The organism is Sphaerisporangium viridialbum, from assembly GCF_049674955.1.
GTDB classification, from domain to species: domain Bacteria; phylum Actinomycetota; class Actinomycetes; order Streptosporangiales; family Streptosporangiaceae; genus Sphaerisporangium; species Sphaerisporangium viridialbum.
Window position 1 is genome coordinate 8,350,500 of record NZ_CP187232.1, and the last position, 22,495, is coordinate 8,372,994.

Here is a 22,495-nt window from a genome sequence, read left to right on the forward strand (position 1 = left end):
TTGTCGCCCTCTACCAGATCGCCGCCGGGTGGCTCCTCAGGTGGCGGGCGAACCAGTCACGGGCCAGGCGCGCCACCTGGTCGAGCGCGCCCGGCTCCTCGAACAGGTGGGACGCGCCCGCGACGATCGCGAACGCGGTCTCCCCGGCCAGCTTCTCCATCGCCTGGCGGTTGAGCTCGATCACCGTGGTGTCGTACTCGCCGACGATCAGCAGGGTGGGCTGGTGCACCATGCGGAGGAAGTCGCCCGCGAGGTCGGGCCTGCCGCCCCGGGAGACGACCGCCTGCACCGAGGCCGGGCGCTCTGCGGCGGCCACGAGCGCCGCGGCCGCGCCCGTGCTGGCGCCGAAGAGCCCGATGCCGAGCTTCGCGACCGGCTTGTACTGCCCGAGCCAGTCGGCCACCCCGACCAGCCGGGTCGCCAGCAGGCTTATGTCGAAGCGCAGCGCGCCGGTCAGGGCGTCGATCTCCTCCTCCTCGGGGGTGAGCAGGTCCACGAGCACCGTCGCCAGCTCGGCGGAGTGGAGCTCGTCCGCCACGTATCGGTTACGAGGGCTGTGGCGGCTGCTCCCGCTCCCATGCGCGAACAGCACCACACCGTGAGCGGGCTGCGGCATGACAATGTCGGCCCCGAGCGAGACACCCGCCGTGGGAATCGCAATGCTCTGGCGAACCACCATCACGTCCTCCTCATCGCGTCCGCAGGCCCTCAGAGGCCGGGCGGATCGGTCCCGGGGATCTCGCCTCGGCTCCAGCGGGCCGTCCGTTCGAGCGGCTCGACGGCCCGCGTCTCGTCGACGTGGATCACGGCGTCGAACTGGTCGCGCAGGCGGGCCCTGAAGTAGTGGCTCCGCCGCTCTGACTGGGGCCGGTAGACGGCGGCGACCATCCGCTCCAGGCGCGCGGAGCGCAGCACGTCAGCCGATCGCGGGGCCGCTGTGAACGAGGTGAAGAAGGCCTTCTCCCCGACCTCGTGGAACAGTTCCTCGTCGCTGTCGGACAGAGCGGGCCTCAGCCACTTGCGCTCCGCCGGGCCGCCCCAGAGGTCCGTCGCGGTGACCGTGCCGGTGTAGGTGGTGAGGCCGATGATCCGGCATCCGTTCCCGTGCCGCTCCCGTGCGAGCTGGCCGAGGTTGATCTCGCCGCGGCACGCCGCCTCCGTCGCCCGGGCGTCCCCCACGTGGGCGTTGTGCGCCCATACGACGATCTTGGCGGGCCGGCCGCGGCGGCGGCCGAGATGGACGGCGAGCGCGTCCAGGGTGTCGGCCATGTGGTGATCTCGCAGGTTCCAGGAGGAGACCCGCCCGCCGAACATCGAGCGGTAGTGCTCGTCGGCCGTCTTCGTGGCCGCGGCGTTCAGCTCCGCGTAGAACAGCTCGTCCTCGGCCGGCAGCCCTTGTCTTCGCGCGGAGTCCATCGCCTGCCGCCTGAGCTCCACCAGCCGCCGGACCACCTCGTCCTCGCAGTCCTCCCCGGCCCCGCAGGCGGCCTTGATCCCGTACATCTGGCCGTCACCGCTGCCGAGGTGGTCGAAGCAGGCGTAGCGCTCGCGGGCGCGGGCCGCCGCGGCGGGGTCGACGCCTTCGAGGTAGGCGACCACCTCGTACATCGCCCGGTGGATCTCGTAGAGATCGAGCCCGTAGAAGCCGGCCTTGTCGGAGTGCCCGAGCACCCGGTCGTTGTGCTCGCGCAGCCATCCCACGAAGTCCAGCACCACCGCGTTGCGCCACATCCAGGTCGGGAAGCGCTGGAAGTCGCGCAATGCCTCCTCCGCCGTCGCGTCCTGGCTGAGGCCCTGGACGTACCGGTTGACCCGGTAGGCGTCGGGCCAGTCGGCCTGCACCGCGACGGCGCAGAACCCCTTCTCCTCGATGAGCCGCCGGGTCATGGCGGCGCGGGCCGCGTAGAACTCGTGCGTGCCGTGGGAGGACCCGCCGATCAGCACCAGATGGGCGTCGCCCACGAGGTCGAACAGCGCCTCCGGCGCCGGGATGCCGTCATCCGCCGGCAGGGCCTCGGACCGGATGGCGGTGATCTCCGCACGGCCCTGCCCGCCCGCCCTGGCGGGCGCCGAGGTCGCGGACGCGCGCAGCAGGTCCCGTACGTCCTCGACGGTGACCTCCGTGAAGTCCCAGTACGACTGGTCGGCGGAGAAGAACGGTGACGGGGTCGTCGCGCAGACCACCTCGTCCGCCTCCACCTCCAGCTCCTCGTAGGTGGCCTCGGAGGCGGCGGGCAGCGCGACGACGACGCGCGCGGGGCCCAGCCGGCGCAGGGCCTTGATCGCGGCCCGTACGGCCACCCCCGTCGCGAGGCCGTCGTCGACGAGGATCGCGACCCTGCCGTGGACCTTCCGCGGCGTCAGATCCTGCCGGAAGTGCCGCTCCCAGCGGATGATCTCGCGTCCCTCCCAGCCGGCGACGTGCTCGACGACCTCCGGGGGGATGGCCAGGCCCCTGATCACGTCGTCGTTGAGCACGAGCGCGCCGTCCCCGGCGATGGCGCCCATCACGAGGTCCTCCTGCCCCGGGACGCCGAGCTTGCGGGCGACGAACACGTCGAGCGGCGCGCCGAGGGCCCTGGCCACCTCGTACCCCGCCGGGGCGCCACCGCGCGGCAATGCCAGCACCACGAGGTCGTGGCGGCCGCGGTAGTGGTCCAGCAGGCCGGCCAGCGCGCGACCGGCATCTCTGCGGTCGCGGAACAGACGGTCGGGCATGGCGGCCCCCCTAACGTGCTCGGAGGCGGACCACCCTTGGCGCACACCGGCCGGCGTGCGCGCACGCCGATCATGCCGCTGCCGAGGTGACCTCGGGCGGGCCTGGGCCGTTACCCCAGCCTACGCCTTCTCCCCGCGCGGGCCCCGGGGCCGTGTGCGACGTGCCTTTACGCGAGGCGAGCCGGCACGCCGGGCCCTATGTCCTGTTTCGCTGGAAATCTTAGTCGAAAAGCGCATTAAGTATGTCTTCGCGTCTTCATCATCGGCAAACGTCGCGCTATATGGATTATTCCAGCGTTGCCGGGCCAACCCGTTTATCCCTCCCACCTGCGGAGCAGCGGAAACACGTAATTGACATGCCAAAGATCGGCACCGCATAATTACACAGCGGCAACGGAAAGCCCCCGGAACACAGAGCGGTCCTCCCGTTCTGCCCGTTATCGATATGGCGAAGATCCCCCCGACCACGGCGAACAGCACACGCGACGCATTCGACCAGCATGTCCGGAGTTTCGTAAGTCTTCCCTTCGCGTCCATTCGGCGACACACGACCGCCCCCGGAAAGTCGCCGAGATTCACTGCGCACCAGGTTTTCCGACTGCCCTTTTTCCCATCCAGCGCGACAGTGATTGGTGGTGTGGGTTGTGACCGAGACAACCGACGCAGGAACGAACCCCCAAAACGGCCAGGCCCCCCACAACGGCCAGACCCAGCAGAGCCTCGCCACCCAAGCGGCACGCAACCTGGCCACCACGACCAAGTCGCAACCGCAGATGCAAAGCATCTCCTCCCGATGGCTACTGCGCATGCTCCCCTGGGTCCACACCCCCGGCGGCGCCTACCGCGTCAACCGCCGCCTCAGCTACGCCATCGGCGACGGACGCCTCAGCTTCACCAACCACGGCACCGACATCCGCGTCGTCCCCCCAGAACTCCGCGAACTCCCCCTGCTACGCCACTTCGACGACGACACCGTCCTCGAAGCACTCGCCAACCGCTTCACCCAAAACCACCACGAACCCGGCGACACCATCACCGAAACCGGCCAACCCGCCGACCACCTCATCCTCATCGCCCACGGCAAAGTCAACAAAATCGGCACCGGCGAATACGGCGACCACACCATCCTCGGCGTCCTCGCAGACGGCGACTACTACGGCGACCACACCCTCACCACCAACAACCCAGCCACCTGGGAACACACCATCAAAGCCGTCACCCCCACCACCACCCTCACCCTCCCCCGCCAAACCTTCCAAGAACTCCTCACCCAATCACCCACCCTCCGCACCCACCTCGAAACCCACCACGCCAACCCCCGCCCCCCACAGAACAAACACGGCGAAGCCCTCATCGAAATCACCTCAGGACACGCCGGAGAACCCCAACTCCCCAGCACCTTCGTCGACTACGAAACCACCCCCCGCGAATACGAACTCAGCGTCGCCCAAACCATCCTCCGCATCCACACCCGCGTCGCCGACCTCTACAACCAACCCATGAACCAAACCCACCAGCAACTCCGCCTCACCATCGAAGCCCTCCGCGAACGCCAAGAACACGAACTCATCAACAACCCCGAATTCGGCCTCCTCAACAACGCCGACCTCAAACAACGCATCCACACCCGCACCGGCCCACCCACCCCCGACGACCTAGACGAACTGCTGGCCAACGTCTGGAAGAACCCCGCGTTCTTCCTCGCGCACCCGCTGACGATCGCCGCGTTCGGCCGCGAGTGCAGCAACCGCGGCATCTATCCGCAGAGCGTCATGCTCAACGGCCACGCGATCCCCTCCTGGCGCGGAGTCCCGCTGCTCCCCTGCAACAAGATCCCCATCACCAAGACCCGCACCAGCTCCATCCTCGTCATGCGCACCGGAGAAGAGAACCAAGGCGTCATCGGCCTCCACCAGACCGGCCTCCCCGACGAATACGAACCCAGCCTCTCCGTCCGATTCATGGGCATCAACGAACACGCCGTCATGTCCTACCTCGTCAGCGCCTACTACTCCGCCGCCGTCCTGGTCCCCGACGCACTCGGCATCCTCGAACACGTCGAAATCGGCCACTGACCCACAACCACCGACCAGCGGCCACCGCGCGGCCGCTCGGCGCGTACCCGCCGGCGCCGGACGGCCGGCGCGGCACCTCCTCCGTTCAGCGCGACAGTGATTGGTGGTGTGGGTTGTGACCGAGACAACCGACGCAGGAACGAACCCCCAAAACGGCCAGGCCCCCCACAACGGCCAGACCCAGCAGAGCCTCGCCACCCAAGCGGCACGCAACCTGGCCACCACGACCAAGTCGCAACCGCAGATGCAAAGCATCTCCTCCCGATGGCTACTGCGCATGCTCCCCTGGGTCCACACCCCCGGCGGCGCCTACCGCGTCAACCGCCGCCTCAGCTACGCCATCGGCGACGGACGCCTCAGCTTCACCAACCACGGCACCGACATCCGCGTCGTCCCCCCAGAACTCCGCGAACTCCCCCTGCTACGCCACTTCGACGACGACACCGTCCTCGAAGCACTCGCCAACCGCTTCACCCAAAACCACCACGAACCCGGCGACACCATCACCGAAACCGGCCAACCCGCCGACCACCTCATCCTCATCGCCCACGGCAAAGTCAACAAAATCGGCACCGGCGAATACGGCGACCACACCATCCTCGGCGTCCTCGCAGACGGCGACTACTACGGCGACCACACCCTCACCACCAACAACCCAGCCACCTGGGAACACACCATCAAAGCCGTCACCCCCACCACCACCCTCACCCTCCCCCGCCAAACCTTCCAAGAACTCCTCACCCAATCACCCACCCTCCGCACCCACCTCGAAACCCACCACGCCAACCCCCGCCCCCCACAGAACAAACACGGCGAAGCCCTCATCGAAATCACCTCAGGACACGCCGGAGAACCCCAACTCCCCAGCACCTTCGTCGACTACGAAACCACCCCCCGCGAATACGAACTCAGCGTCGCCCAAACCATCCTCCGCATCCACACCCGCGTCGCCGACCTCTACAACCAACCCATGAACCAAACCCACCAGCAACTCCGCCTCACCATCGAAGCCCTCCGCGAACGCCAAGAACACGAACTCATCAACAACCCCGAATTCGGCCTCCTCAACAACGCCGACCTCAAACAACGCATCCACACCCGCACCGGCCCACCCACCCCCGACGACCTAGACGAACTGCTCTGCAGGCGAAGAAAGTCCCATTTCTTCGTGGCGCATCCGGAGACCATCGCGGCCTTCGGCCGCGAATGCAACCGGCGTGGTGTGTATCCGCAGAGCGTCGAGATCGACGGCCACGCGATCCCCTCCTGGCGCGGAGTCCCGCTGCTCCCCTGCAACAAGATCCCCATCACCAAGACCCGCACCAGCTCCATCCTCGTCATGCGCACCGGAGAAGAGAACCAAGGCGTCATCGGCCTCCACCAGACCGGCCTCCCCGACGAATACGAACCCAGCCTCTCCGTCCGATTCATGGGCATCAACGAACACGCCGTCATGTCCTACCTCGTCAGCGCCTACTACTCCGCCGCCGTCCTGGTCCCCGACGCACTCGGCATCCTCGAACACGTCGAAATCGGCCACTGACCCGCAACCGGATCCCCCACGGAAACGCCAGGCGGCCGTTCGCGTCGCCCGGCTCTTCCAGGCGTATCGACGAGACCTCATCGCGGCCTCCGGGATCACGGCCGTCCATGGGCGAAAACTCAGCCCGGTTTTACAGTGAAGAGACCAGCTTTCTGTGGTCACAACGGAGATTGACGGCGATAAGTGTGATGAAGTCGATGAAAGTCCTCCCCGGCGTGCTCGGGACTTTCGAACACGCCCAGTTCAGGCACGGAGGGAAGGGGTCGCGCGTATGACCAAGGTGATGACCACGGGCCGGCCGGCGCACGAGGTGCTGGCCTGGAGCCGCGACCTGGCCGGCCCCGCACTGCGGTCCGCGGTGGAGACCTTGCCCGCGTCGATGCGGCGCATAGCCGGCTACCACTTCGGCTGGCAGGACGAGCACGGACGTCCCACCACCGGCAGCGGCAGCGGCAAGGCCATCCGGCCCGCGCTGGTCCTGCTGTCGGCCGAGGCGGTCGGAGTCCCCACCGGCGCTCCGTCAGCAGTGCCGGCCGGCCCCGGCGGTCCCATCGGTTCGGCGATCGGCCTCAGCGGTCCCGTCGGCTCGGCGATCGGCCCCAGCGGTCCCATCGGCTCCAGCAGCTCCGGTGCTTCCGGTGGCCACGGTGGTTCCGATGGTTCCGGCGGTGCCGGGCTGGGAGCCGCTTCGGGTGCGCCTGGGGGGCTCAACCTCGGGGCCATGTCGGCGGCGGTCGCCGTGGAGCTGGTGCACAACTTCTCCCTGCTGCACGACGACGTGATGGACGGCGACGTGACCCGCCGCCACCGTCCCACGGCCTGGAGCGTGTTCGGCGTGAGCGCGGCCATCCTGGCCGGTGACGCCCTGCTGACCCTGGCGTTCGACGTGCTCGGCGCCGACGGCCACCCCGCCGCCCCGGACGGGGCGCGGGTGCTCGGCGCCGCGGTGCTCGACCTGGTCGAGGGCCAGAGCGCTGACACCGCCTTCGAAGCGCGGGCCGAGGTGAGCCTGCCCGAGTGCGTGAGCATGGCGGAGGGCAAGACGGGGGCCCTGCTGGGCGGTGCCTGCGCGCTCGGCGCCCTGTTCGGCGGGGGCACCCCGGAGCAGATCGAGCATCTGCGAGGATTCGGCGACCGCCTCGGGCTGGCCTTCCAGCTCGTGGACGACCTCCTCGGCATCTGGGGCGACCCGGCGGTGACCGGCAAGCCCGTCTACTCCGATCTGCGCAACCGGAAGAAGTCCCTGCCCGTGGTCGCCGCCCTGGCCTCCGGCACTCCGGCAGGTGACGAGCTGGCGGCGCTCTACCGCCGCGACCAGGAGCTCACCGGTCCCGATCTCGTCCACGCCGCCGAGCTCATCGAGGCGGCGGGTGGCCGTGCCTGGAGCCAGTCCCGGGCCGACGACCTGCTGGTCGAGGCGCTCGGTCACCTGACGTCCGCCGACCCCGTGCCGAGGGCAGCCACCGAACTCACCACTCTCGCCCATCTGGTGACCCACCGCGACCACTGAGCCAAGAGCTCAACGGGTGAGCGCCGTGACGATGCGGTCGAGGGTGGCGAGGTCGATGGGGTCGAGGTCGCGCAGGGGTGGGGGCGGCTCACCGAGTATCGCCTCGGCGAGCGCGGCGGCCTTCTCCCCCTCGGCGGTCACGGTCACGGTCTTCTGGCGGCGGTCCTGCGGGTGCACGTCGCGCACCACCATGCCGCGCCGTACGAGATCGTCCACGACCAGCGTGGTGTAGGGAGCGTCCGTGCTGAGCTCGGCGGCGAGCTGCCGCATCGTGAGCGGGGTCACGGCGAGCCGGCGCAGCGCCTTGGCCCTGATGAAGCTCATGTCGAGCGCGTCGCAGACCTCCTTGCGCCGGTCGTACCGGTCGAGGACGAGAGCGCGCATGCCGTGCCAGACACGGGTGGCCATCTGGGGGTCGTGGCTCATGACGTGACGGGAATCCTCGTGTCGTCGACGGTGAGGCGCGCCGCGGTCCGCTCCGCGGTGCCCTTCGCCCATCTGCCCGTGGTGATGATACCCAGCAGGAGCACGATCGCCCCGTATCCGGCGACGATCCACCAGCCCGCCAGGCTGGCCCCGGTGAATCCCTCCCGCAGGGTTCCCGTCATGCCGAACGCCAGCACCGACCCGGCGACGGCCACGCCGAGCGACTGGCCGACCTGGCGGCTGGTCGAGGCGACCGCCGCCGCGACCCCGGCCTGCGTCACGGGCATGCCCGACACGGCGGTGTTGGTCACGGGCGCGTTGACCATGGCGAACCCGAAGCCGAAGACCGTGTAGGCGGCGAGCAGCCAGGGAATCGGCGTGGTCGCGGTCAGCCGGGTCAGCATCAGGCCGCTGGCGGTGATGGCGATGCCCGCCATGATCAGCGAGGGCCGTGAGCCACGCTCCCCGACCAGCCTGCCGGACAGCGGGGCGAACACCACCGCCATCGCCGCGATCGGCAGCGTGCACAGCCCCGCGTGGAACGGCGACAGCTCCCGCACGTCCTGCAGGTAGAGCGTGTTGAGGAACAGGAACGCGCCGAACCCCGAGAACGCGCTCACCGCGATGACCGACGCCCCGGAGAAGGGGACGCTGCGGAAGAAGCGCAGCTCGATCAGGGGTTCCGGGCGGCGCAGCTCGTACACGATCAGGGCGGCCAGCGCGGCCACGGCGGCGACGGAGCACGCGATGATCACCGGAGCGCCCCAGCCCTTGCTCGGCACCTCGATGATCGCGTAGGTGAGCGAGGCCAGCATCACGACGACCAGCACCTGTCCCACGGGGTCGATCCTGCGGGGACGCGGCGACCGCGACTCCGGGACGAACAGGGCGGTGAGCAGCAGGGCCACCACCGCCACCGGCACGTTGATCCAGAAGATCGACCGCCAGCCGGTCGAGTCGGCGAGCGCGCCGCCGACGACCGGGCCGAGCGCCATGCTGATCCCGACCACTCCTCCCCACACGCCGATCGCCCGGGCGCGTTCCTTCGGCTCGGTGAAGGTGTTCGTGATGATCGACATGGCGACCGGGTTGAGCATCGAGCCGCCGATCGCCTGGAGGACCCGGAAGGCCACCAGCCAGCCGAGGCTCGGCGCGAGGCCGCAGAGCAGCGAGCCCGCCGCGAACACCACCAGGCCGAGCTGGAATGTCCTGCGGCGCCCGACGCGGTCGGCCGTCGAGCCGGACAGCAACAGGAGGCTCGCCAGCACGAGGGTGTAGGCGTCGATGGTCCACTGCATCCCCGACACCGGCGCGTGCAGGTCGCGCTCGATCGACGGGAGGGCGACGTTCACGATGGTGTTGTCGAGCCCGACGATGAGCAGGCTCATGCAGCAGATCAGCAGGACGAGCATGCGCCTGCGGCGGCCGAGCTCGGTCACGTCCCTCCAAGAGGTTGTAGGCGTACAACGGTTATAACAGTACAACCAATGCCGCCAATAGCCTGATTTATGCCTATGACCTGCGGATATATGGCTGATGTCCGGGGAAGAACCATTGTCGTGGGGGCGTGCGATGGCCGGTTACCCGCGACGGATCCCGCTCTGGGGCCGTTGAAGGGTGCCGCGCAGCGCGTTCGGGCCGGGCTCCGCCGTCGCCGCGCTCAGGGGGACAGCGGCCGGTCACGCGATGCCGCGGCCGGGGTCGTACGGCTGCCGTCAGCGCGGCCCTCGCGGCTGTCCCCCACTCGCTCGGCGGCACCTCCCGCGACGGTGCGGAAGAGGGAGGACCATGCCCGGTAACAAGGCGGTCGCTTATCGGGGCCCCGGCAGGGTCGAGGTCGAGGACATCGGCTACCCCGAGTTCGAGCTCAAGGACGGGCCGGGGGTGAACCCCGCCAACGTCGGCCGCAAGGTCCCCCACGGAGCCATCGTCAAGGCCGTCGCCACGAACATCTGCGGCAGCGACCAGCACATGGTGCGAGGGCGCACCACCGCCCCCAAAGGGCTCATCCTGGGCCACGAGATCACCGGTGAGGTCGTGGAGCTGGGCCCCGACGTGGAGTTCGTCAAGGTGGGCGACCTGGTGTCGGTCCCGTTCAACATCTCCTGCGGCCGGTGCCGGAACTGCAAGGAGGGCAAGACCGGCATCTGCGAGAACGTCAACCCCGACCGGCCGGGTTCGGCGTACGGGTACGTGGACATGGGCGGATGGGTCGGCGGGCAGGCGGAGTACGTGCTCGTGCCGTACGCGGACTGGAACCTGCTGAAGTTCCCCGACAAGGACCAGGCGATGGAGAAGATCCTCGACCTGGCCATGCTGGCGGACATCTTCCCCACCGGCTTCCACGGGTGCGTGACCGCGGGGGTGGGGGCGGGATCGACGGTCTACATCGCGGGCGCCGGCCCGGTGGGGCTGGCGGCGGGCGCGTCGGCGTTCCTGCTGGGGGCGGCCGTGGTGATCGTCGGCGACCTGAACCAGGATCGCCTGGCGCAGGCCCGCAGCTTCGGCTGCGAGACCGTCGACGTGTCCAAGGGCGATCCGGGGGATCAGATCGAGCAGATCCTGGGCGTCCCCGAGGTGGACTGCTCCGTCGACGCGGTGGGCTTCGAGGCGCGCGGCCACGGCAGGGAGGCGCGGACCGAGCGGCCCGCCACCGTGCTCAACTCCCTGATGGAGATCACCCGGGCCGGCGGCGCGATCGGCATCCCTGGCCTGTACGTCACCGGCGACCCGGGCGCGGCCGACGAGGCCGCCAAGGAGGGCTCGCTGTCGATCAGGCTGGGGCTCGGCTGGGCCAGGTCGCACGCCTTCTTCACCGGCCAGTGCCCCGTCATGCGCTACAACCGGCAGCTCATGATGGCGATCCTCCACGACCGGGTGCAGATAGCCAAGGCGGTCAACGCGACGCCGATCCCGCTCGACCAGGCCGCCAGGGGCTACGAGGACTTCGACAAGGGCGCGGCGTGCAAGTTCGTCCTTGACCCGCACGGGTTGCTTCACTCGCGCACGTAGAGGGCGTACATGCGAGTCGTGGCCCTGTCCGGGGGGACCCCCTCCGGGACAGGACCACGACGGTGGTTGGTGACGGACCCCGCCACTGGCTGTCAGTGAGCCGTGGCGGGGCCCGCGGTCTGGCGGGTCAGAGCGCCGGGTAGGCGTTCTGCAGGAGCTGGCGGAACTGCGCCGAGAACCACGCGCCGGAGATCGGAGCGTTCGGCAGAGCGCCGGTCGCGTTGTTGCCGTTACGGTCGTTGCCGGTGTAGGTGGGGTCGCACATCCGGTCGAAGCCCTTGCCCTCGTCGTTCGGGATGGCCGAGCTGGAGCCGTCGGACTCGCCCGGAGGCTTGATCCAGACGTAGGCGTCGAGGCCGGTGGCGGGGTTCGCCTTCGGACGCTCGCCGAGACCGGCGCCGCTCTGGTTGCACCAGTTGCCGGCGTGGATCCGCCGGTCGACGCGGGACTGGTCCACGAAGGTGTTGACGTCGGTCGACGTGCTCGGGCCCGCGGGCCGGGCCGACCCGCCCCAGCCGTTGCGGGAGGTGTCGATCAGCATGCCGATGGTCGACGGGAATCCCTCGGTGATGAGCCGCTGGCGGAACGCCTGGGCGTAGGTCAGCTCGTCGACGTAGAAGTTCCAGTCGACCCAGCGGGACTGGCGCACCGACTGGCCGCCCGGGGTGGAGTTGATGGTGAAGTTGGGCTCGGTCAGCGCGGAGTAGTTGGCGGTGTTGGTGATGAAGCCGTCGACGCTGGACATGCCCGCGGTGGTGCCGCGCGCGGTGCTGGCGAAGAGCTGGGCCGACGGGCCGAAGTTGGTGTCCCAGCCGAGCCAGCCGTGGTGCCCCGCGTCGATGTAGGTGTACACGTTCGAGATCGCGTGCAGCTTGTTCAGGGCGTACTGCACACCCTGGACGTAGGCGCCGGACGACTGCGCCTCGGCGCAGGCGGCGATGTTGGTGTTGGTGATCAGGTTCGGCAGCGAGTCGATCTCGATGATGGATACGATGCGCAGCGCCGAGTACTTGGGGTCGGCCATGATCGCGGCGATCGGGTCGATGTACTCGGTCTTGTAGCGGTTGAGGCCGTTCTGCGCGATCTTGAGCTCGCCGTTGGAGGCCAGGGCGGAGCAGTCGCGGTTCGGCAGGTTGTAGATGACGAACTGGATGGTCAGCGGGGCGCTGCCGTTGGCGGCGTCCTGCGCGACGGCCGCGTCGAGGTGCGCGCGCAGGCCCTTGGCGCTCGCGCTGCCGGCGATGGCGGCGATGCGGTCCAGCCACACGCCCGTCGAGATGTTGGCGACGGCGGAGCCGCCCGGCTCGGCGGCGGCCTTGGTGGACCAGTCGCTGTTCACGTAGCCGGTTGCGCCGGCGTAGGGGTTGTCGACGTGCGTGCCCGGGTTGCCGCCGCCGGTCTGCACGGAAGCGGTGACCGTGACCGAGGTGAGGCCCGAGGAGGCGACCGTGATGGCGCGGGTGCCGTTGGCGCTGCTGGCGTTCGCCGCGGCCGACAGCGTCACGTTCTGCGCGGTGTTCCAGTTGGCGGAGGTGAAGGTCAGGCTCGCCCCGCCCGTCACCGTGATGCCGGAGTTACCGGTACCGGCGGTCGAGGTCACCGTCACGTTGCTCGTCGGCTGCGCCGCCAGCTTCACGGCGTAGGTCGCCGTGCTGCCCGCCGTGACGGTCACCGCGGTCGGGCTGACCACCAGGGACTGGGTCGTGCCGCCGCCGCCCTGAACGGACGCGGTCACCGCGACCGAGGCGAGGCCGGAGGAGGCCACGGTGATGGCCCGGGTGCCGTTGGCGCTGCTGGCGTTCGCCGCGGCCGACAGCGTCACGTTCTGCGCGGTGTTCCAGTTGGCGGAGGTGAAGGTCAGGCTCGCCCCGCCCGTCACCGTGATGCCGGAGTTACCCGTGCCGGCGGTCGAGGTCACCGTCACGTTGCTCGTCGGCTGCGCCGCCAGCTTCACGGCGTAGGTCGCCGTGCTGCCCGCCGTGACGGTCACCGCGGTGGGGCTGACCACCAGGGACTGGGTCGTGCCGCCGCCGTTGCAGGTCACGCCGTTGATCGCAAAGCTGGTCGGGTTGGTGTTGGTGCCACTGAAGGTGCCGTTGAACCCGATGGTCCACGAGGCTCCGGTCGCCTGGCTCCCGTTGTACGAGAGGCTCTTCGCGGTGACGTTCGCCCCGGACTGCGACCAGTCGGCGGTCCAGCCCTGGGTCACCTGCTGGCTGCCCGGGAAGGTGAAGGTCAGCGTCCAGTTGGTCAGGGGGTCGCCCAGGTTCTTGATCGTGACGTTTCCGCCGAACCCGTTGCCGCCTTCCCAGGCCTTCTCATACGTGACCTGGCAGGCGACCGCGGCGCTGGCCGAAGTCGGGCTGACAACGAGCCCGATGGCGGTGAGCAGCAATGCTGCCACCGCCGTCACCGCTCTGCGCCAGGAACTCTTGTGGGGTCCCATTGTCTGTTCGTCTCCCTTATGAAACTTGATGGGTCCGCCGCCTTCTTGAGACGGCCAAGCAGCGCCCAGCTCGACATGCGGCGGTGGGAGCGCTCCCATGGTGTGGTTGTTTCGGGAGGATGTACAGCAGATTGCGCGCGGCCACCGCCGCACGGCAAGCCCTCGCCCGCCGCGCGGCACCCGGCCCCCCGTTGGCCTTGGCAAACGCGCCGGGCCGACCTGTGGATCGCCGCGCAGTCCAATGAAACATTCATCTGGAAGGCCCGGGGCGTGGGCGAGATCCCACCGGCGCCGTCGCGCCCGGGGCGGCCAGGGACGAGACTGGTCGGTGCCGCGCACGGCGGCAGCGGTGACAGGCTGAGGCTGCGGAGGCAGGATGACGACGGCCCGCGTAGAACCGCCCACGACGGCCGGGCCGGCCCGGCGGCCGGAGCTGGACGCGATCCGCGCCCTGGTGGTGGTCGGGCTGGTGTTCTTCCACACGGCGCTGGTGTTCGACGCGAGCGACGACTACTACGTGAAGAACGCCGAGACCACCCACGCGACCATGATCGCCACCGGGCTCGGCGTGGTGTGGGCGATGCCGATGCTGTTCCTCATCGCCGGCCTCGGCTCGTGGCACTCGCTGCGCCGGCGCGGCGCCGCGGGGTTCGCCGCCGAGCGGCTGCGGCGGCTCGGCGTGCCGCTGGTGTTCGCGACGCTCACGATCATCCCGGTTCCGCAGTGGCTGCGGCTGCGCGCCGACCCCGGCTACCACGAGTCGTACCTGCGGTTCCTGCCGAGGTTCTTCCAGGTGCGCCTGGATCCCACCGAGCTCCCCTTCGTCCTCCAGGGCAGGTACTTCGAGGTCGGCCACCTGTGGTTCGTGGTGCTGCTGCTGGCGTTCTCGCTCCTGCTGGCCCCGCTCGTCCGCTGGTCTCCCCACGACCTGGCCGGGCGGATCCGTGACCGGACGGCCAGGGCCGTAGGAAGGCGGGGCGTGGTGCTGCTCGCGGCCGTCCCCGTCGCGGTGGTCAGCGCCCTGCTCGGCCTTGAGCAGGCGTACGCCGCGTGGAGCCGCTGGGCGTACCTGCTGTTCTTCCTGTACGGGTTCGTGCTCGCCGCCGACGAGCGGTTCCGGGCCGCGATGCGCCGCGACGCCCGACTGGCCGCCGCGCTGGGCGTGGTGCTGTTCCTGGCGGGCCTGCCGGTGTTCCTCACCGCGGGCGACGCCACGGGCGGCAACCCCCTCACCGACATGAACGCGCTCGCCATCGGCGCCCGCGCGGTGTACGGCGCGACGGGGTGGTGCTGGCTGGTGGCGATCCTCGGGCTACTCGACCGCCGCCGCCCGGCGCCCGCGGCCGTACAGGCCCCGCGGGAGAGCCTCGGCCGGCGGCTGTACGGCTACCTGGCCACCGCCGTGCTGCCGCTGTACATCCTGCACCAGCCGATCCTCGTCGCCGTCGCGTACGGCGTGGTCGGCCTGCCCGCGCCGATCGCGGTCAAGTACGCCGTGATCGTGGTGGCCACGCTCGGCCTGACGCTCGCCGCGTACGACCTGCTGGTACGGCGCACGCGGGTGACCAGGTTCCTGTTCGGGATGCGCGCGCAGGCGTGAAACGTGCCCGCCCGTGCCTCGCGGCGCGGACGGGCACGCGCGCGTTACGGGGTGAGGTTGGTCAGGCGCACCTTGACGAGGGTGGTGACGGCCGGGCCGGCCTCCCAGCTGCCGTCGAGCGCGGTGATGGTGACGTTGCCCGCGTCGAGCAGGGTGCGGTCGGCGTCGGTGACGGGGTCCGGGCCGGTCGCCGGCAGGGGCAGGATCCGGTAGCACGTGGCGCAGACGTCGGGGGCGGGCGCGTAGTTGGTCGAGACGGGCAGCGACGTGCCGAGCTTGGCGAACTTCACCTGGCCGTTCGGCGTGACCGGGTAGTTCACGTTCAGCGCGGTGTGGTCGGGGAGGATCTTGCCGTTGAACGACGAGGTCGCGGCGAGCTTGTTCACGACCTTGACCGCGAAGTCGATGGACTGCTGGGTGCTCGGGAACGAGTTCGAGGGGCCCCTGGCGGTGCTGAACGCGACGGCGGGGACGCCGCCGGCGAGGGCGGTGACGGCCGCGCCGACCGTGCCGGAGTGGTTGACGAGCGCGGCGACGTTCTCGCCCGCGTTGGGCCCGGAGATGACCAGGTCGGGCGGGCTGCTCGCGAACAGGACGCGCACCCCGAAGGCGACGGCGTCACCCGGGGTGCCCGCGATGGACCAGATCCCCGGGGACCTCTCCACCGCCTCCAAGGTGCTGCCGAACTTGATGTTGAGCCCGGTGCCGACCGCGCTGGCGTCGGTGAGCGGGGCGACGATCGTCACCTGGTGCCCAGCGGCGATCAGGGCCTGGCGGAGGCTCTGCGTGGACGACGAACTGTAGCCGTCGTCGTTGGTGAGCAGGATCCGCAGCGAGTGCTGGTCCTTCGCCTGCGCGGGAGCGGCCGCTCCCACCAGGGAGGCGAGTAAGAGAAAGGGGATGAGGATACGTCTGAACACGATGGGTCTCATTGGTGGCTCGCACCTTTGCCTGGATACATCCATTACGTGACAGTTTGGAATGTATATGGACAGCAATGTCAAGGGAAGACCGCGTGACCCCAAGGTGAACATCCAGGTATCGCGGGCGGTGCCGGAATTGTTGCGCGAGATCGGCTACCAGCAGATGACCGTCGAGGCGATCGCCCGCAGGGCCGGGGTGAGCAGGCCCGCCATCTACCGCCGCTGGCGGTCCAAGGCCGACATCGTGCTTCACGTGCTGTTCGAGCGCGCCGGGTCCGGCGGCTTTCCGTCCCCCACCGGCGACCTCCGCGCCGACCTTGGGACCTGGGTGCGCGCACTGCTGGCCAGGTTCGGACGTCCCGAGGTGGCCGCCGCCTACGTCGGCCTGATGGCGGACCTGCGGGACACGAGGGGGTTCTCCGTCGAGATGGTGTGGCCGGGACGCGACCACCTGGCCGAGGCCCTCTCCATGGGCGGGGCCAGGCCCGAGGCCGACGCCGAGGTGCTCTTCGAGCTGCTCGCCGGCGCCATCCTCCTGCGCCTGGCGGGCGGCGGGCCGGTGGACGACGCGGCGTACCAGGAGCGGCTCACCGATCTGCTCTTCCACGCGGTGGCGGAGACACCGTAGAGCACGCGGCGGCTGAGGCCGCGTAGAGCGCATTGCGCGGAGACCGCGTAGAGCACGCGGCGCAGGGACCGCGTACAGCGCGCGGCGCGGGGACCGCGTAGGGGTACCGGCCGCGCACTCCGCGGCGCGGTGAGTCACACCTGCCCCACCTGCACCGATGGATCGCAAGCCATTCGACCCTCTGCCGCTGTGGCCTGTTCACATGCGGTTAAGCCGCTCTTGCCAGTGTGCCCTACGTAGCCGGAGCCAAGATCTCTCCGGCGGGATGGAAGGGCAAGACATGGGCCACGGGCACGATCACCCTCACGATCACTCTCATGCTCACCCGCACGACCACTCTCACGGCGCCGAGCACGCCCATGACCAGGGCGAGATGTCGCCGGTCGTGGACATGTCGGTCCCCGACGCCGAGCTCTCCCCCGGGCAGCTCTCGCGCCGCACGATGTTCCGCCGTGCGGGCCTGCTGGGCGCCGGCCTGACCGCCGCGGGCGTCCTCGGCACCGCGGGCGAGGCCGCCGCCGCGACCCCGCAGCGCGTGCGGCACAACACCGAGCCGCGCGACGGCTACCTGTGGCTCGCCGGTGACCACCACATCCACACCCAGTACAGCTCCGACGGCATGTACAAGGTGAGCGACCACGTCAAGCACGCCAACGCGTACGGCCTCGACTGGATGGTCATCACCGACCACGGCAGCGTCGCCCACGCCAAGATCGGCGTCGACAAGGTCAACCCCGACATCGTCGCCGCTCGCAAGATCGTCAAGGACACCCTGGTCTTCCAGGGGCTGGAGTGGAACATCCCGGCCGCCGAGCACGGCACGGTCTTCGTGGCCCCCGGCCGCAACGAGCTCGCCACCCTCAAGGAGTTCGAGAACTCCTTCGACGGCTCGGTGAAGAACGCGAGCGGCAGCTCCCCGCAGAACGAGGCCCTCGCCATCGCGGGGCTCAACTTCCTGGCCGACGCCGTGAAGAAGCGCCGTGTCGAGGCCGCGCTGTTCCTCGCCAACCACCCCTCCCGCAAGGGCCTCGACACCCCGCACGAGATCCGGGCCTGGCGGGACGCCGCGCCGGGGATCGCCGTGGGCATGGAAGGCGCGCCGGGCCACCAGGCCGCGGGCATCGCCAAGCCGAACGGGCCGGGCTCCGGCCGCGGCTTCTACGACAGCAGCCCCAGCGCCGACTCCTGGGCCTCCTACCCGCCCGAGAGCTACAAGACCTTCGGCGGCTTCGACTGGATGACCGCGACCGTCGGCGGCCTGTGGGACAGCCTGCTCGCCGAGGGCAAGAGCTGGTGGATCACCGCCAACTCCGACTCGCACACGGTCTACGGCGACACCAGTGACCGTGGGCCCGGCAGCGACTTCAACGCCAACGGCAAGTACAACGACCCCGTCTACAAGGGCTCGTTCAACCTGGGGAACGGCGACTTCTGGCCGGGCTACTACAGCCGGACCCACGTCGGCGCCAAGGGTTTCTCGTACACGGACGTCATGGACGGCATCCGCGAGGGTCGCGTCTGGGTGGACCACGGCGGCCTGATCAGCGCCCTGGTCGTGCGTGCCCGGCAGGCGGGGACCGGACAGCGCGGAGTGTCCCTCGGTGACACCCTGCACGTGCGCAAGGGCTCGAAGGTCGAGGTCTCCATCGAGATCACGCTGGCCAACCAGCCGAACTGGGCGCAGTTCATCCCGACGCTGGCCCGCGTGGACGTCATCCAGGGCGACGTCACGGGACCGGCCGCCAACAAGGACGTCTTCACTGCCCCGGCCACCAAGGTCGTCAAGTCGTTCGAGGTCGGCAAGAACACCGGCACGGTCACGCTGACCTACCAGGTCGGCGCCGTGGACCGCCCGGTCTACGTACGCCTGCGCGGCACCGACGGCAACCGCGGCGCCGCCGGGCTGCTCGGCGCGTCGGTCGACCCGAACGGCCCCCAGATCGACGTCTTCGGCGACGCCGACCCCTGGAAGGACCTGTGGTTCTACAGCAACCCCATCTGGATCGTGCCCCGCGGATGATCCTCGGACTGGACGCGGGCTCGCGGACGGTCACAGAAGCCGAGCACCTTCTCCATGACATGGTGAAGGTGCTCGGCCTTCCGGCCGGCACCGTGGGCTGCACGCACTTCGTACGACCCGAGTCGGGCGCACCGCACGTCGCCTGCTCGCTGGTCCTCCAGGCGCCTCCCTCGGGACTCCCCGAGAACGTGGGCGCCGCGCTGGGCGACAGCCGTACCGGACCGGACGACCTCGCGGAGGGCGCCGCGCTCGCGGCGGCCGAGCACGCCGCCGGAGCCGGCGGCCGCCTGGTCCTGTTCCCCGGCCACGACGAGCTGAACGGCACGCTAACCGTCGCCGAGGTGCTGGCCGGCTCCTCGATCGAGCAGGTCGTCGTGCTGGCTCAGGCCGGGGATCCGTCGCCGGACACGCTCGTCGTGACCAACGACCACGTACGGCCGCAGTGGCGCGACGGGCGCGTGGTCCTGCTCACCATGCCCGCCGCGGGGGGCCGCCTCATGCCCGCCGAGGTGCCGAACCCCACGCCGTGCTGCGTGGACCACGGCTGACCCATCTCAGACACGGCCTCCCGCGAGGTCCATGACTGAGGGTCAGCGCGGTGCCGGGGTCATGCTGGTGAAGGCGGCGACGGTGCCTTCGAGCTGGAGGCGCAGCTCGGCGGGGGTGATCTCGGGGTCGAGCAGGGCGCTGACGCACTGGCGGCGCAGCGCGCGGTCGAGCACCCCCGCGGAACGGTCGCCGAGCCCCGGGTAGGCGAGCTGGATGGTGCCGACCAGGCCGACGATCTCGGTGGCCAGGGCCTCGTCGAGATGGGCGCGGAAGGTGTCGACGCCGAGGTACGCGGCGGCGAGCACCGAGGGCGCGACGAAGGCGCCGGCGGCGGAGGTGAGGGTGTCCAGGCTCGCGGCGAGGAAGGCCCTCGGATCGGCCGTGGCCAGGTGCCCGTGGCGGGCCCGGAAGTCCGCGCACACGCGTTCGAGGTTGGCCGGTGAAAGCCCGAAGAGCAGGAGCTCCCGTTTGTTCGGGAAGTAGTGGTAGAGGCCGCCCACCGACATGCTCGCGGCCCGGGCGGCGCGGGCCATCGTGATCTCGCGCGCGCCGTGCACGCTGATGAGCGGCGCGACCGCGAGGAAGATCTCCTGCTGCCGCCTGACCCGATCCTCAGCCGGTCGCCCGATTTTTCCGAACATGGGGGCTGATTCCTCTCAACAATCCGGCCTTTTCTTGTCTGCTCTGGCCTGGATCAGAAGACTGCTCGTACCGGGGGTCTCCGGGCCACCGCGACATCATCACTTCACCGTGCCAGACGGAGGAAAGCCGTGAGCGACAGCAACGTCGACATTATCAAACGCGTCTATGACGCCTTTCAGACGCGCGACTTCGGCGTGATCGGGGAGTTGTTCGACCCCCAGGTGGAGATCCACCAGTCGGAGCTGCTGCCGTGGGGCGGGCACTTCAAGGGCCACGAGGGGGCGGTCGCCTTCTTCACCGAACTGCTGCGCAACATCGACCCGCAGCTGACGGTCGAGCGGCTCATCGACGCGGGCGACCACGTGGTGGAGATCGGCCGGACCGTCGGGCTGACCGCCGCCGCCGTCCCCTTCGACCTCCCCGAGATCCACGTGTGGGAGTTCAGCGGGGGCAAGATCGTGCGCATGGAGATCTACATCGACACCCCGGCGATGCTCGCCCACCTCGCCTGACCCTTCCCGGGATCCGGTGGAAGACTGTCCGCATGGCCCATTCGCAGGACACCCATTCACCCGAGGCGGACCCGGCCTGCGCCGTCGCGCACGGTGAAGCGGCGGCCCCGGCCACCGACCGCACCCTGGTCGCCGTGTTCGCCTCCCCCGTAGCCGGCCACCTGCTGCGCTACGCCGCGGATCTCGGGTTCCGCGGGATCCTCCTGGAGCCCGACGCCGGCCGCGCCGCGGCCGTGGGAACGTCCGGCTTCGAGGTCGTCACCGGCCCGCCCGGCGATCTGGACCGCACCGCCGACGTGGTGGTGACCGACCACCACCGCCCCGAGCTCGGCACCGTGCTGAGCGACCTGCTCGCCCGCGAGTGCCGGTGGATCGGGGTGCTCGGCAACCCGCGCCACCCGGGGCCGCACGTCGCGGCACTGGCCGGGCTCGGCGTACCGGACGAGGACATCGCGAGGGTGCACCGGCCGGTCGGGCTCAACATCGGCTCCCGCACGCCCCCGGAGATCGCGATCGCGACCCTGGCCGGCCTCCTCGCCGACCGCAACGGCCGCCCCGGCGGCTTCACCTTCTGACGGCGGCCCGCCGCCAGGGGCCGTACCTCATCGGGAGCCGAGTGCCGGCCGCACGCCGAGGCCGATGAGCACGACGCCGGAGACCTGCGAGCGCCGACCTCGCGGGCTCTGGGGGAAAGGGGGTGCTGGGCTCGTTTCTCCGGGGCTTCTAGCCACCTGTCCCCGGCATCTGCATGATTGACGCATGGCTGAAGACGCGACCCCGGTACCGGCGTGGCAGGCGATGACCGAGGCCCAGGTCCGCCGGTGGGAGGAAGTCCTGGGCGGCATCGCCGAGATGCTCCCGCCCGGACCCGCGTGCGTGGTGGTCGACGGGGCCGCCCGCCAGAGCGCGATCGTCGCCGACCGCCTCGCCGTCACCCTCCGCGCCGCCGGCCGCCCCTGCACCCGCCTGTCGGACGCCAACCCGCCCGCGGACGAGGACGAATGGTACGCGGACCGCGCCTCGGGCACGGTGGCGATCGCGGACGGCGAGCACTGGCGGACCCACCCTCCCCAGGATCGCTGGGACGTCCAGATCTGGCTGCGCACCCGGGACACCGGCGACCGAGCCAAGGAGAACGCCGAGGCCGACGCGGACATCATCGTCGACGTGCACGACGCGGCCTGGCCGGTGATCCGCCACGTGCGGCCGCACCTGGCCGATCACGACCGGTGGTACATCCCCGAGAGCCGGGCCTTCTTCGGCCCCCGCGCCGCCACCTGGGACACCAAGTTCGGCGACGACATGCCCGCCTACGCCGCGGCGATCAAGGAGTCACGGCTGCCCCGGGACGGCGTCGTCGTGGACGTCGGCTGCGGCACCGGCCGCGCCCTGCCCGCGCTGCGCGACGCCGTCGGCCCCGAGGGCCGCGTCATCGCCCTTGACCTGTCCCCCGAGATGCTCGGCCAGGCCCGCGCCCACGGCCGTGCCGAGCACGCCCGCCTCGTCATCGGCGACGCGCGCCGCCTGCCGCTGGCCGGCGCGTCCGTCGACGCGGTGTTCGCGGCCGGGCTCATCATGCACCTGCCCGACACCGGCGCGGGCCTTCACGAGCTGGCCCGCGTCACCCGCCCCGGCGGGCTGCTCATGCTCTTCCACCCCTCCGGGCGCGCCGCCCTCGCCGCCCGCCACGGCCGTACGCTGAGCCCCGGCGAGCCCCTCGCGGAGACGCCTCTGCGCCGGTCGCTGGACGAGACCGGGTGGAAGCTGACCTGCTACGACGACCCGGCGCACCGCTTCCTCGCCATCGCCACCCGCCGGTGACGACCGGCCATCGGTCCGTGTGACGGTACCGGCGCCCTTTGAGCGACACAATCATGGCCAGCACCATGGC

At 70.2% G+C, this 22,495-nt stretch carries 18 protein-coding genes; 11 read left to right on the forward strand and 7 right to left on the reverse strand.

Going from position 1 to position 22,495, the window contains the following annotated elements:
* Nucleotides 1–10 precede the first annotated feature (10 nt).
* Nucleotides 11–679, reverse strand: a complete 669-nt coding sequence (locus ACOZ38_RS37575; protein WP_424535722.1) for a dienelactone hydrolase family protein — start codon at nt 677–679, stop codon at nt 11–13.
* Between the two features lie 29 nt (nt 680–708).
* Nucleotides 709–2,718: an erythromycin esterase family protein gene (locus tag ACOZ38_RS37580; RefSeq protein WP_424535723.1), complete on the reverse strand. Its 2,010-nt coding sequence runs from the start codon at nt 2,716–2,718 to the stop codon at nt 709–711.
* 644 nt (nt 2,719–3,362) lie between these two features.
* On the opposite strand from ACOZ38_RS37580, the gene ACOZ38_RS37585 reads away from it, so the two are divergent.
* The 3 genes from ACOZ38_RS37585 (at nt 3,363) to ACOZ38_RS37595 (ending at nt 7,846) form a co-directional block, all read left to right on the forward strand.
* Entirely contained in the window at nt 3,363–4,793 is a 1,431-nt protein-coding gene (locus ACOZ38_RS37585; protein ID WP_424535724.1) for a family 2B encapsulin nanocompartment shell protein, read from the forward strand.
* Between the two features lie 115 nt (nt 4,794–4,908).
* Nucleotides 4,909–6,336, forward strand: coding sequence for a family 2B encapsulin nanocompartment shell protein (locus tag ACOZ38_RS37590; protein ID WP_424535725.1), 1,428 nt, complete (start codon nt 4,909–4,911; stop codon nt 6,334–6,336).
* Between the two features lie 271 nt (nt 6,337–6,607).
* Nucleotides 6,608–7,846 (forward strand): family 2 encapsulin nanocompartment cargo protein polyprenyl transferase, encoded by a 1,239-nt coding sequence (locus ACOZ38_RS37595; RefSeq protein ID WP_424535726.1) that lies wholly within the window; start codon nt 6,608–6,610, stop codon nt 7,844–7,846.
* A 9-nt stretch (nt 7,847–7,855) separates the two neighbouring features.
* Here ACOZ38_RS37595 and ACOZ38_RS37600 read toward each other — a convergent pair whose 3' ends face one another.
* A complete protein-coding gene (locus ACOZ38_RS37600; protein ID WP_424535727.1) occupies nt 7,856–8,272 on the reverse strand; it encodes a MarR family winged helix-turn-helix transcriptional regulator in 417 nt (138 codons plus the stop codon).
* Nucleotides 8,269–9,711, reverse strand: coding sequence for an MFS transporter (locus ACOZ38_RS37605; protein WP_424535728.1), 1,443 nt, complete (start codon nt 9,709–9,711; stop codon nt 8,269–8,271). Before ACOZ38_RS37605 ends, ACOZ38_RS37600 begins: the two co-directional genes overlap by 4 nt.
* 349 nt (nt 9,712–10,060) lie before the next feature.
* Here ACOZ38_RS37605 and fdhA point away from each other — a divergent pair, with 349 nt between their 5' ends.
* Nucleotides 10,061–11,284 (forward strand): formaldehyde dehydrogenase, glutathione-independent, encoded by a 1,224-nt coding sequence (gene fdhA / locus ACOZ38_RS37610; RefSeq protein WP_424535729.1) that lies wholly within the window; start codon nt 10,061–10,063, stop codon nt 11,282–11,284.
* A 127-nt stretch (nt 11,285–11,411) separates the two neighbouring features.
* Here fdhA and ACOZ38_RS37615 read toward each other — a convergent pair whose 3' ends face one another.
* On the reverse strand, nt 11,412–13,730 hold the full coding sequence (locus ACOZ38_RS37615) for a glycoside hydrolase family 6 protein (protein ID WP_424535730.1): 2,319 nt from the start codon (nt 13,728–13,730) through the stop codon (nt 11,412–11,414).
* Nucleotides 13,731–14,106: 376 nt separating this feature from the next.
* Between ACOZ38_RS37615 and ACOZ38_RS37620 the strand changes: the two genes are divergently transcribed.
* On the forward strand, nt 14,107–15,330 hold the full coding sequence (locus tag ACOZ38_RS37620) for an acyltransferase family protein (RefSeq protein WP_424535731.1): 1,224 nt from the start codon (nt 14,107–14,109) through the stop codon (nt 15,328–15,330).
* Between the two features lie 44 nt (nt 15,331–15,374).
* Here ACOZ38_RS37620 and surE read toward each other — a convergent pair whose 3' ends face one another.
* The gene (surE, locus tag ACOZ38_RS37625; protein ID WP_424535732.1) at nt 15,375–16,250 is read right to left on the reverse strand and encodes a 5'/3'-nucleotidase SurE; all 876 of its coding nucleotides are present in this window, start codon (nt 16,248–16,250) and stop codon (nt 15,375–15,377) included.
* 67 nt (nt 16,251–16,317) lie between these two features.
* On the opposite strand from surE, the gene ACOZ38_RS37630 reads away from it, so the two are divergent.
* The 3 genes from ACOZ38_RS37630 (at nt 16,318) to ACOZ38_RS37640 (ending at nt 19,449) form a co-directional block, all read left to right on the forward strand.
* Nucleotides 16,318–16,881, forward strand: a complete 564-nt coding sequence (locus ACOZ38_RS37630; protein ID WP_424535733.1) for a TetR/AcrR family transcriptional regulator — start codon at nt 16,318–16,320, stop codon at nt 16,879–16,881.
* 373 nt (nt 16,882–17,254) lie between these two features.
* On the forward strand, nt 17,255–18,901 hold the full coding sequence (locus ACOZ38_RS37635; RefSeq protein ID WP_424535734.1) for a PHP domain-containing protein: 1,647 nt from the start codon (nt 17,255–17,257) through the stop codon (nt 18,899–18,901).
* A complete protein-coding gene (locus ACOZ38_RS37640) occupies nt 18,898–19,449 on the forward strand; it encodes a hypothetical protein (RefSeq protein ID WP_424535735.1) in 552 nt (183 codons plus the stop codon). The genes ACOZ38_RS37635 and ACOZ38_RS37640 overlap by 4 nt, the downstream gene beginning before the upstream one ends.
* A gap of 42 nt (nt 19,450–19,491) precedes the next feature.
* Here the strand turns inward: ACOZ38_RS37640 and ACOZ38_RS37645 are convergent, their stop codons facing one another.
* The gene (locus tag ACOZ38_RS37645) at nt 19,492–20,091 is read right to left on the reverse strand and encodes a TetR family transcriptional regulator (RefSeq protein WP_424535736.1); all 600 of its coding nucleotides are present in this window, start codon (nt 20,089–20,091) and stop codon (nt 19,492–19,494) included.
* 129 nt (nt 20,092–20,220) lie between these two features.
* Here ACOZ38_RS37645 and ACOZ38_RS37650 point away from each other — a divergent pair, with 129 nt between their 5' ends.
* From ACOZ38_RS37650 to ACOZ38_RS37660, 3 genes are all read left to right on the forward strand, one after another.
* Nucleotides 20,221–20,604 carry a nuclear transport factor 2 family protein gene (locus tag ACOZ38_RS37650; protein WP_424535737.1) on the forward strand — a complete coding sequence of 128 codons (384 nt, stop codon included), beginning with the start codon at nt 20,221–20,223 and terminating at the stop codon, nt 20,602–20,604.
* 32 nt (nt 20,605–20,636) lie between these two features.
* A complete protein-coding gene (locus tag ACOZ38_RS37655) occupies nt 20,637–21,179 on the forward strand; it encodes an XdhC family protein (protein ID WP_424535738.1) in 543 nt (180 codons plus the stop codon).
* A 184-nt stretch (nt 21,180–21,363) separates the two neighbouring features.
* Nucleotides 21,364–22,425, forward strand: coding sequence for a class I SAM-dependent methyltransferase (locus ACOZ38_RS37660; RefSeq protein WP_424535739.1), 1,062 nt, complete (start codon nt 21,364–21,366; stop codon nt 22,423–22,425).
* Nucleotides 22,426–22,495 lie beyond the last annotated feature (70 nt).

What these genes read in the sequence shown, in the direction of transcription:
- ACOZ38_RS37575 (WP_424535722.1), bottom strand. Translation starts at nt 679, where the DNA reads ATGGTGGTTCGCCAGAGCATTGCGATTCCCACGGCGGGTGTCTCGCTC.
- ACOZ38_RS37580 (WP_424535723.1), bottom strand. Translation starts at nt 2,718, where the DNA reads ATGCCCGACCGTCTGTTCCGCGACCGCAGAGATGCCGGTCGCGCGCTG.
- ACOZ38_RS37595 (WP_424535726.1), top strand. Translation starts at nt 6,608, where the DNA reads ATGACCAAGGTGATGACCACGGGCCGGCCGGCGCACGAGGTGCTGGCC.
- ACOZ38_RS37600 (WP_424535727.1), bottom strand. Translation starts at nt 8,272, where the DNA reads ATGAGCCACGACCCCCAGATGGCCACCCGTGTCTGGCACGGCATGCGC.
- fdhA (WP_424535729.1), top strand. Translation starts at nt 10,061, where the DNA reads ATGCCCGGTAACAAGGCGGTCGCTTATCGGGGCCCCGGCAGGGTCGAG.
- ACOZ38_RS37615 (WP_424535730.1), bottom strand. Translation starts at nt 13,730, where the DNA reads ATGGGACCCCACAAGAGTTCCTGGCGCAGAGCGGTGACGGCGGTGGCA.
- ACOZ38_RS37620 (WP_424535731.1), top strand. Translation starts at nt 14,107, where the DNA reads ATGACGACGGCCCGCGTAGAACCGCCCACGACGGCCGGGCCGGCCCGG.
- ACOZ38_RS37630 (WP_424535733.1), top strand. Translation starts at nt 16,318, where the DNA reads ATGGACAGCAATGTCAAGGGAAGACCGCGTGACCCCAAGGTGAACATC.
- ACOZ38_RS37635 (WP_424535734.1), top strand. Translation starts at nt 17,255, where the DNA reads ATGTCGCCGGTCGTGGACATGTCGGTCCCCGACGCCGAGCTCTCCCCC.
- ACOZ38_RS37640 (WP_424535735.1), top strand. Translation starts at nt 18,898, where the DNA reads ATGATCCTCGGACTGGACGCGGGCTCGCGGACGGTCACAGAAGCCGAG.
- ACOZ38_RS37645 (WP_424535736.1), bottom strand. Translation starts at nt 20,091, where the DNA reads ATGTTCGGAAAAATCGGGCGACCGGCTGAGGATCGGGTCAGGCGGCAG.
- ACOZ38_RS37655 (WP_424535738.1), top strand. Translation starts at nt 20,637, where the DNA reads ATGGCCCATTCGCAGGACACCCATTCACCCGAGGCGGACCCGGCCTGC.
- ACOZ38_RS37660 (WP_424535739.1), top strand. Translation starts at nt 21,364, where the DNA reads ATGGCTGAAGACGCGACCCCGGTACCGGCGTGGCAGGCGATGACCGAG.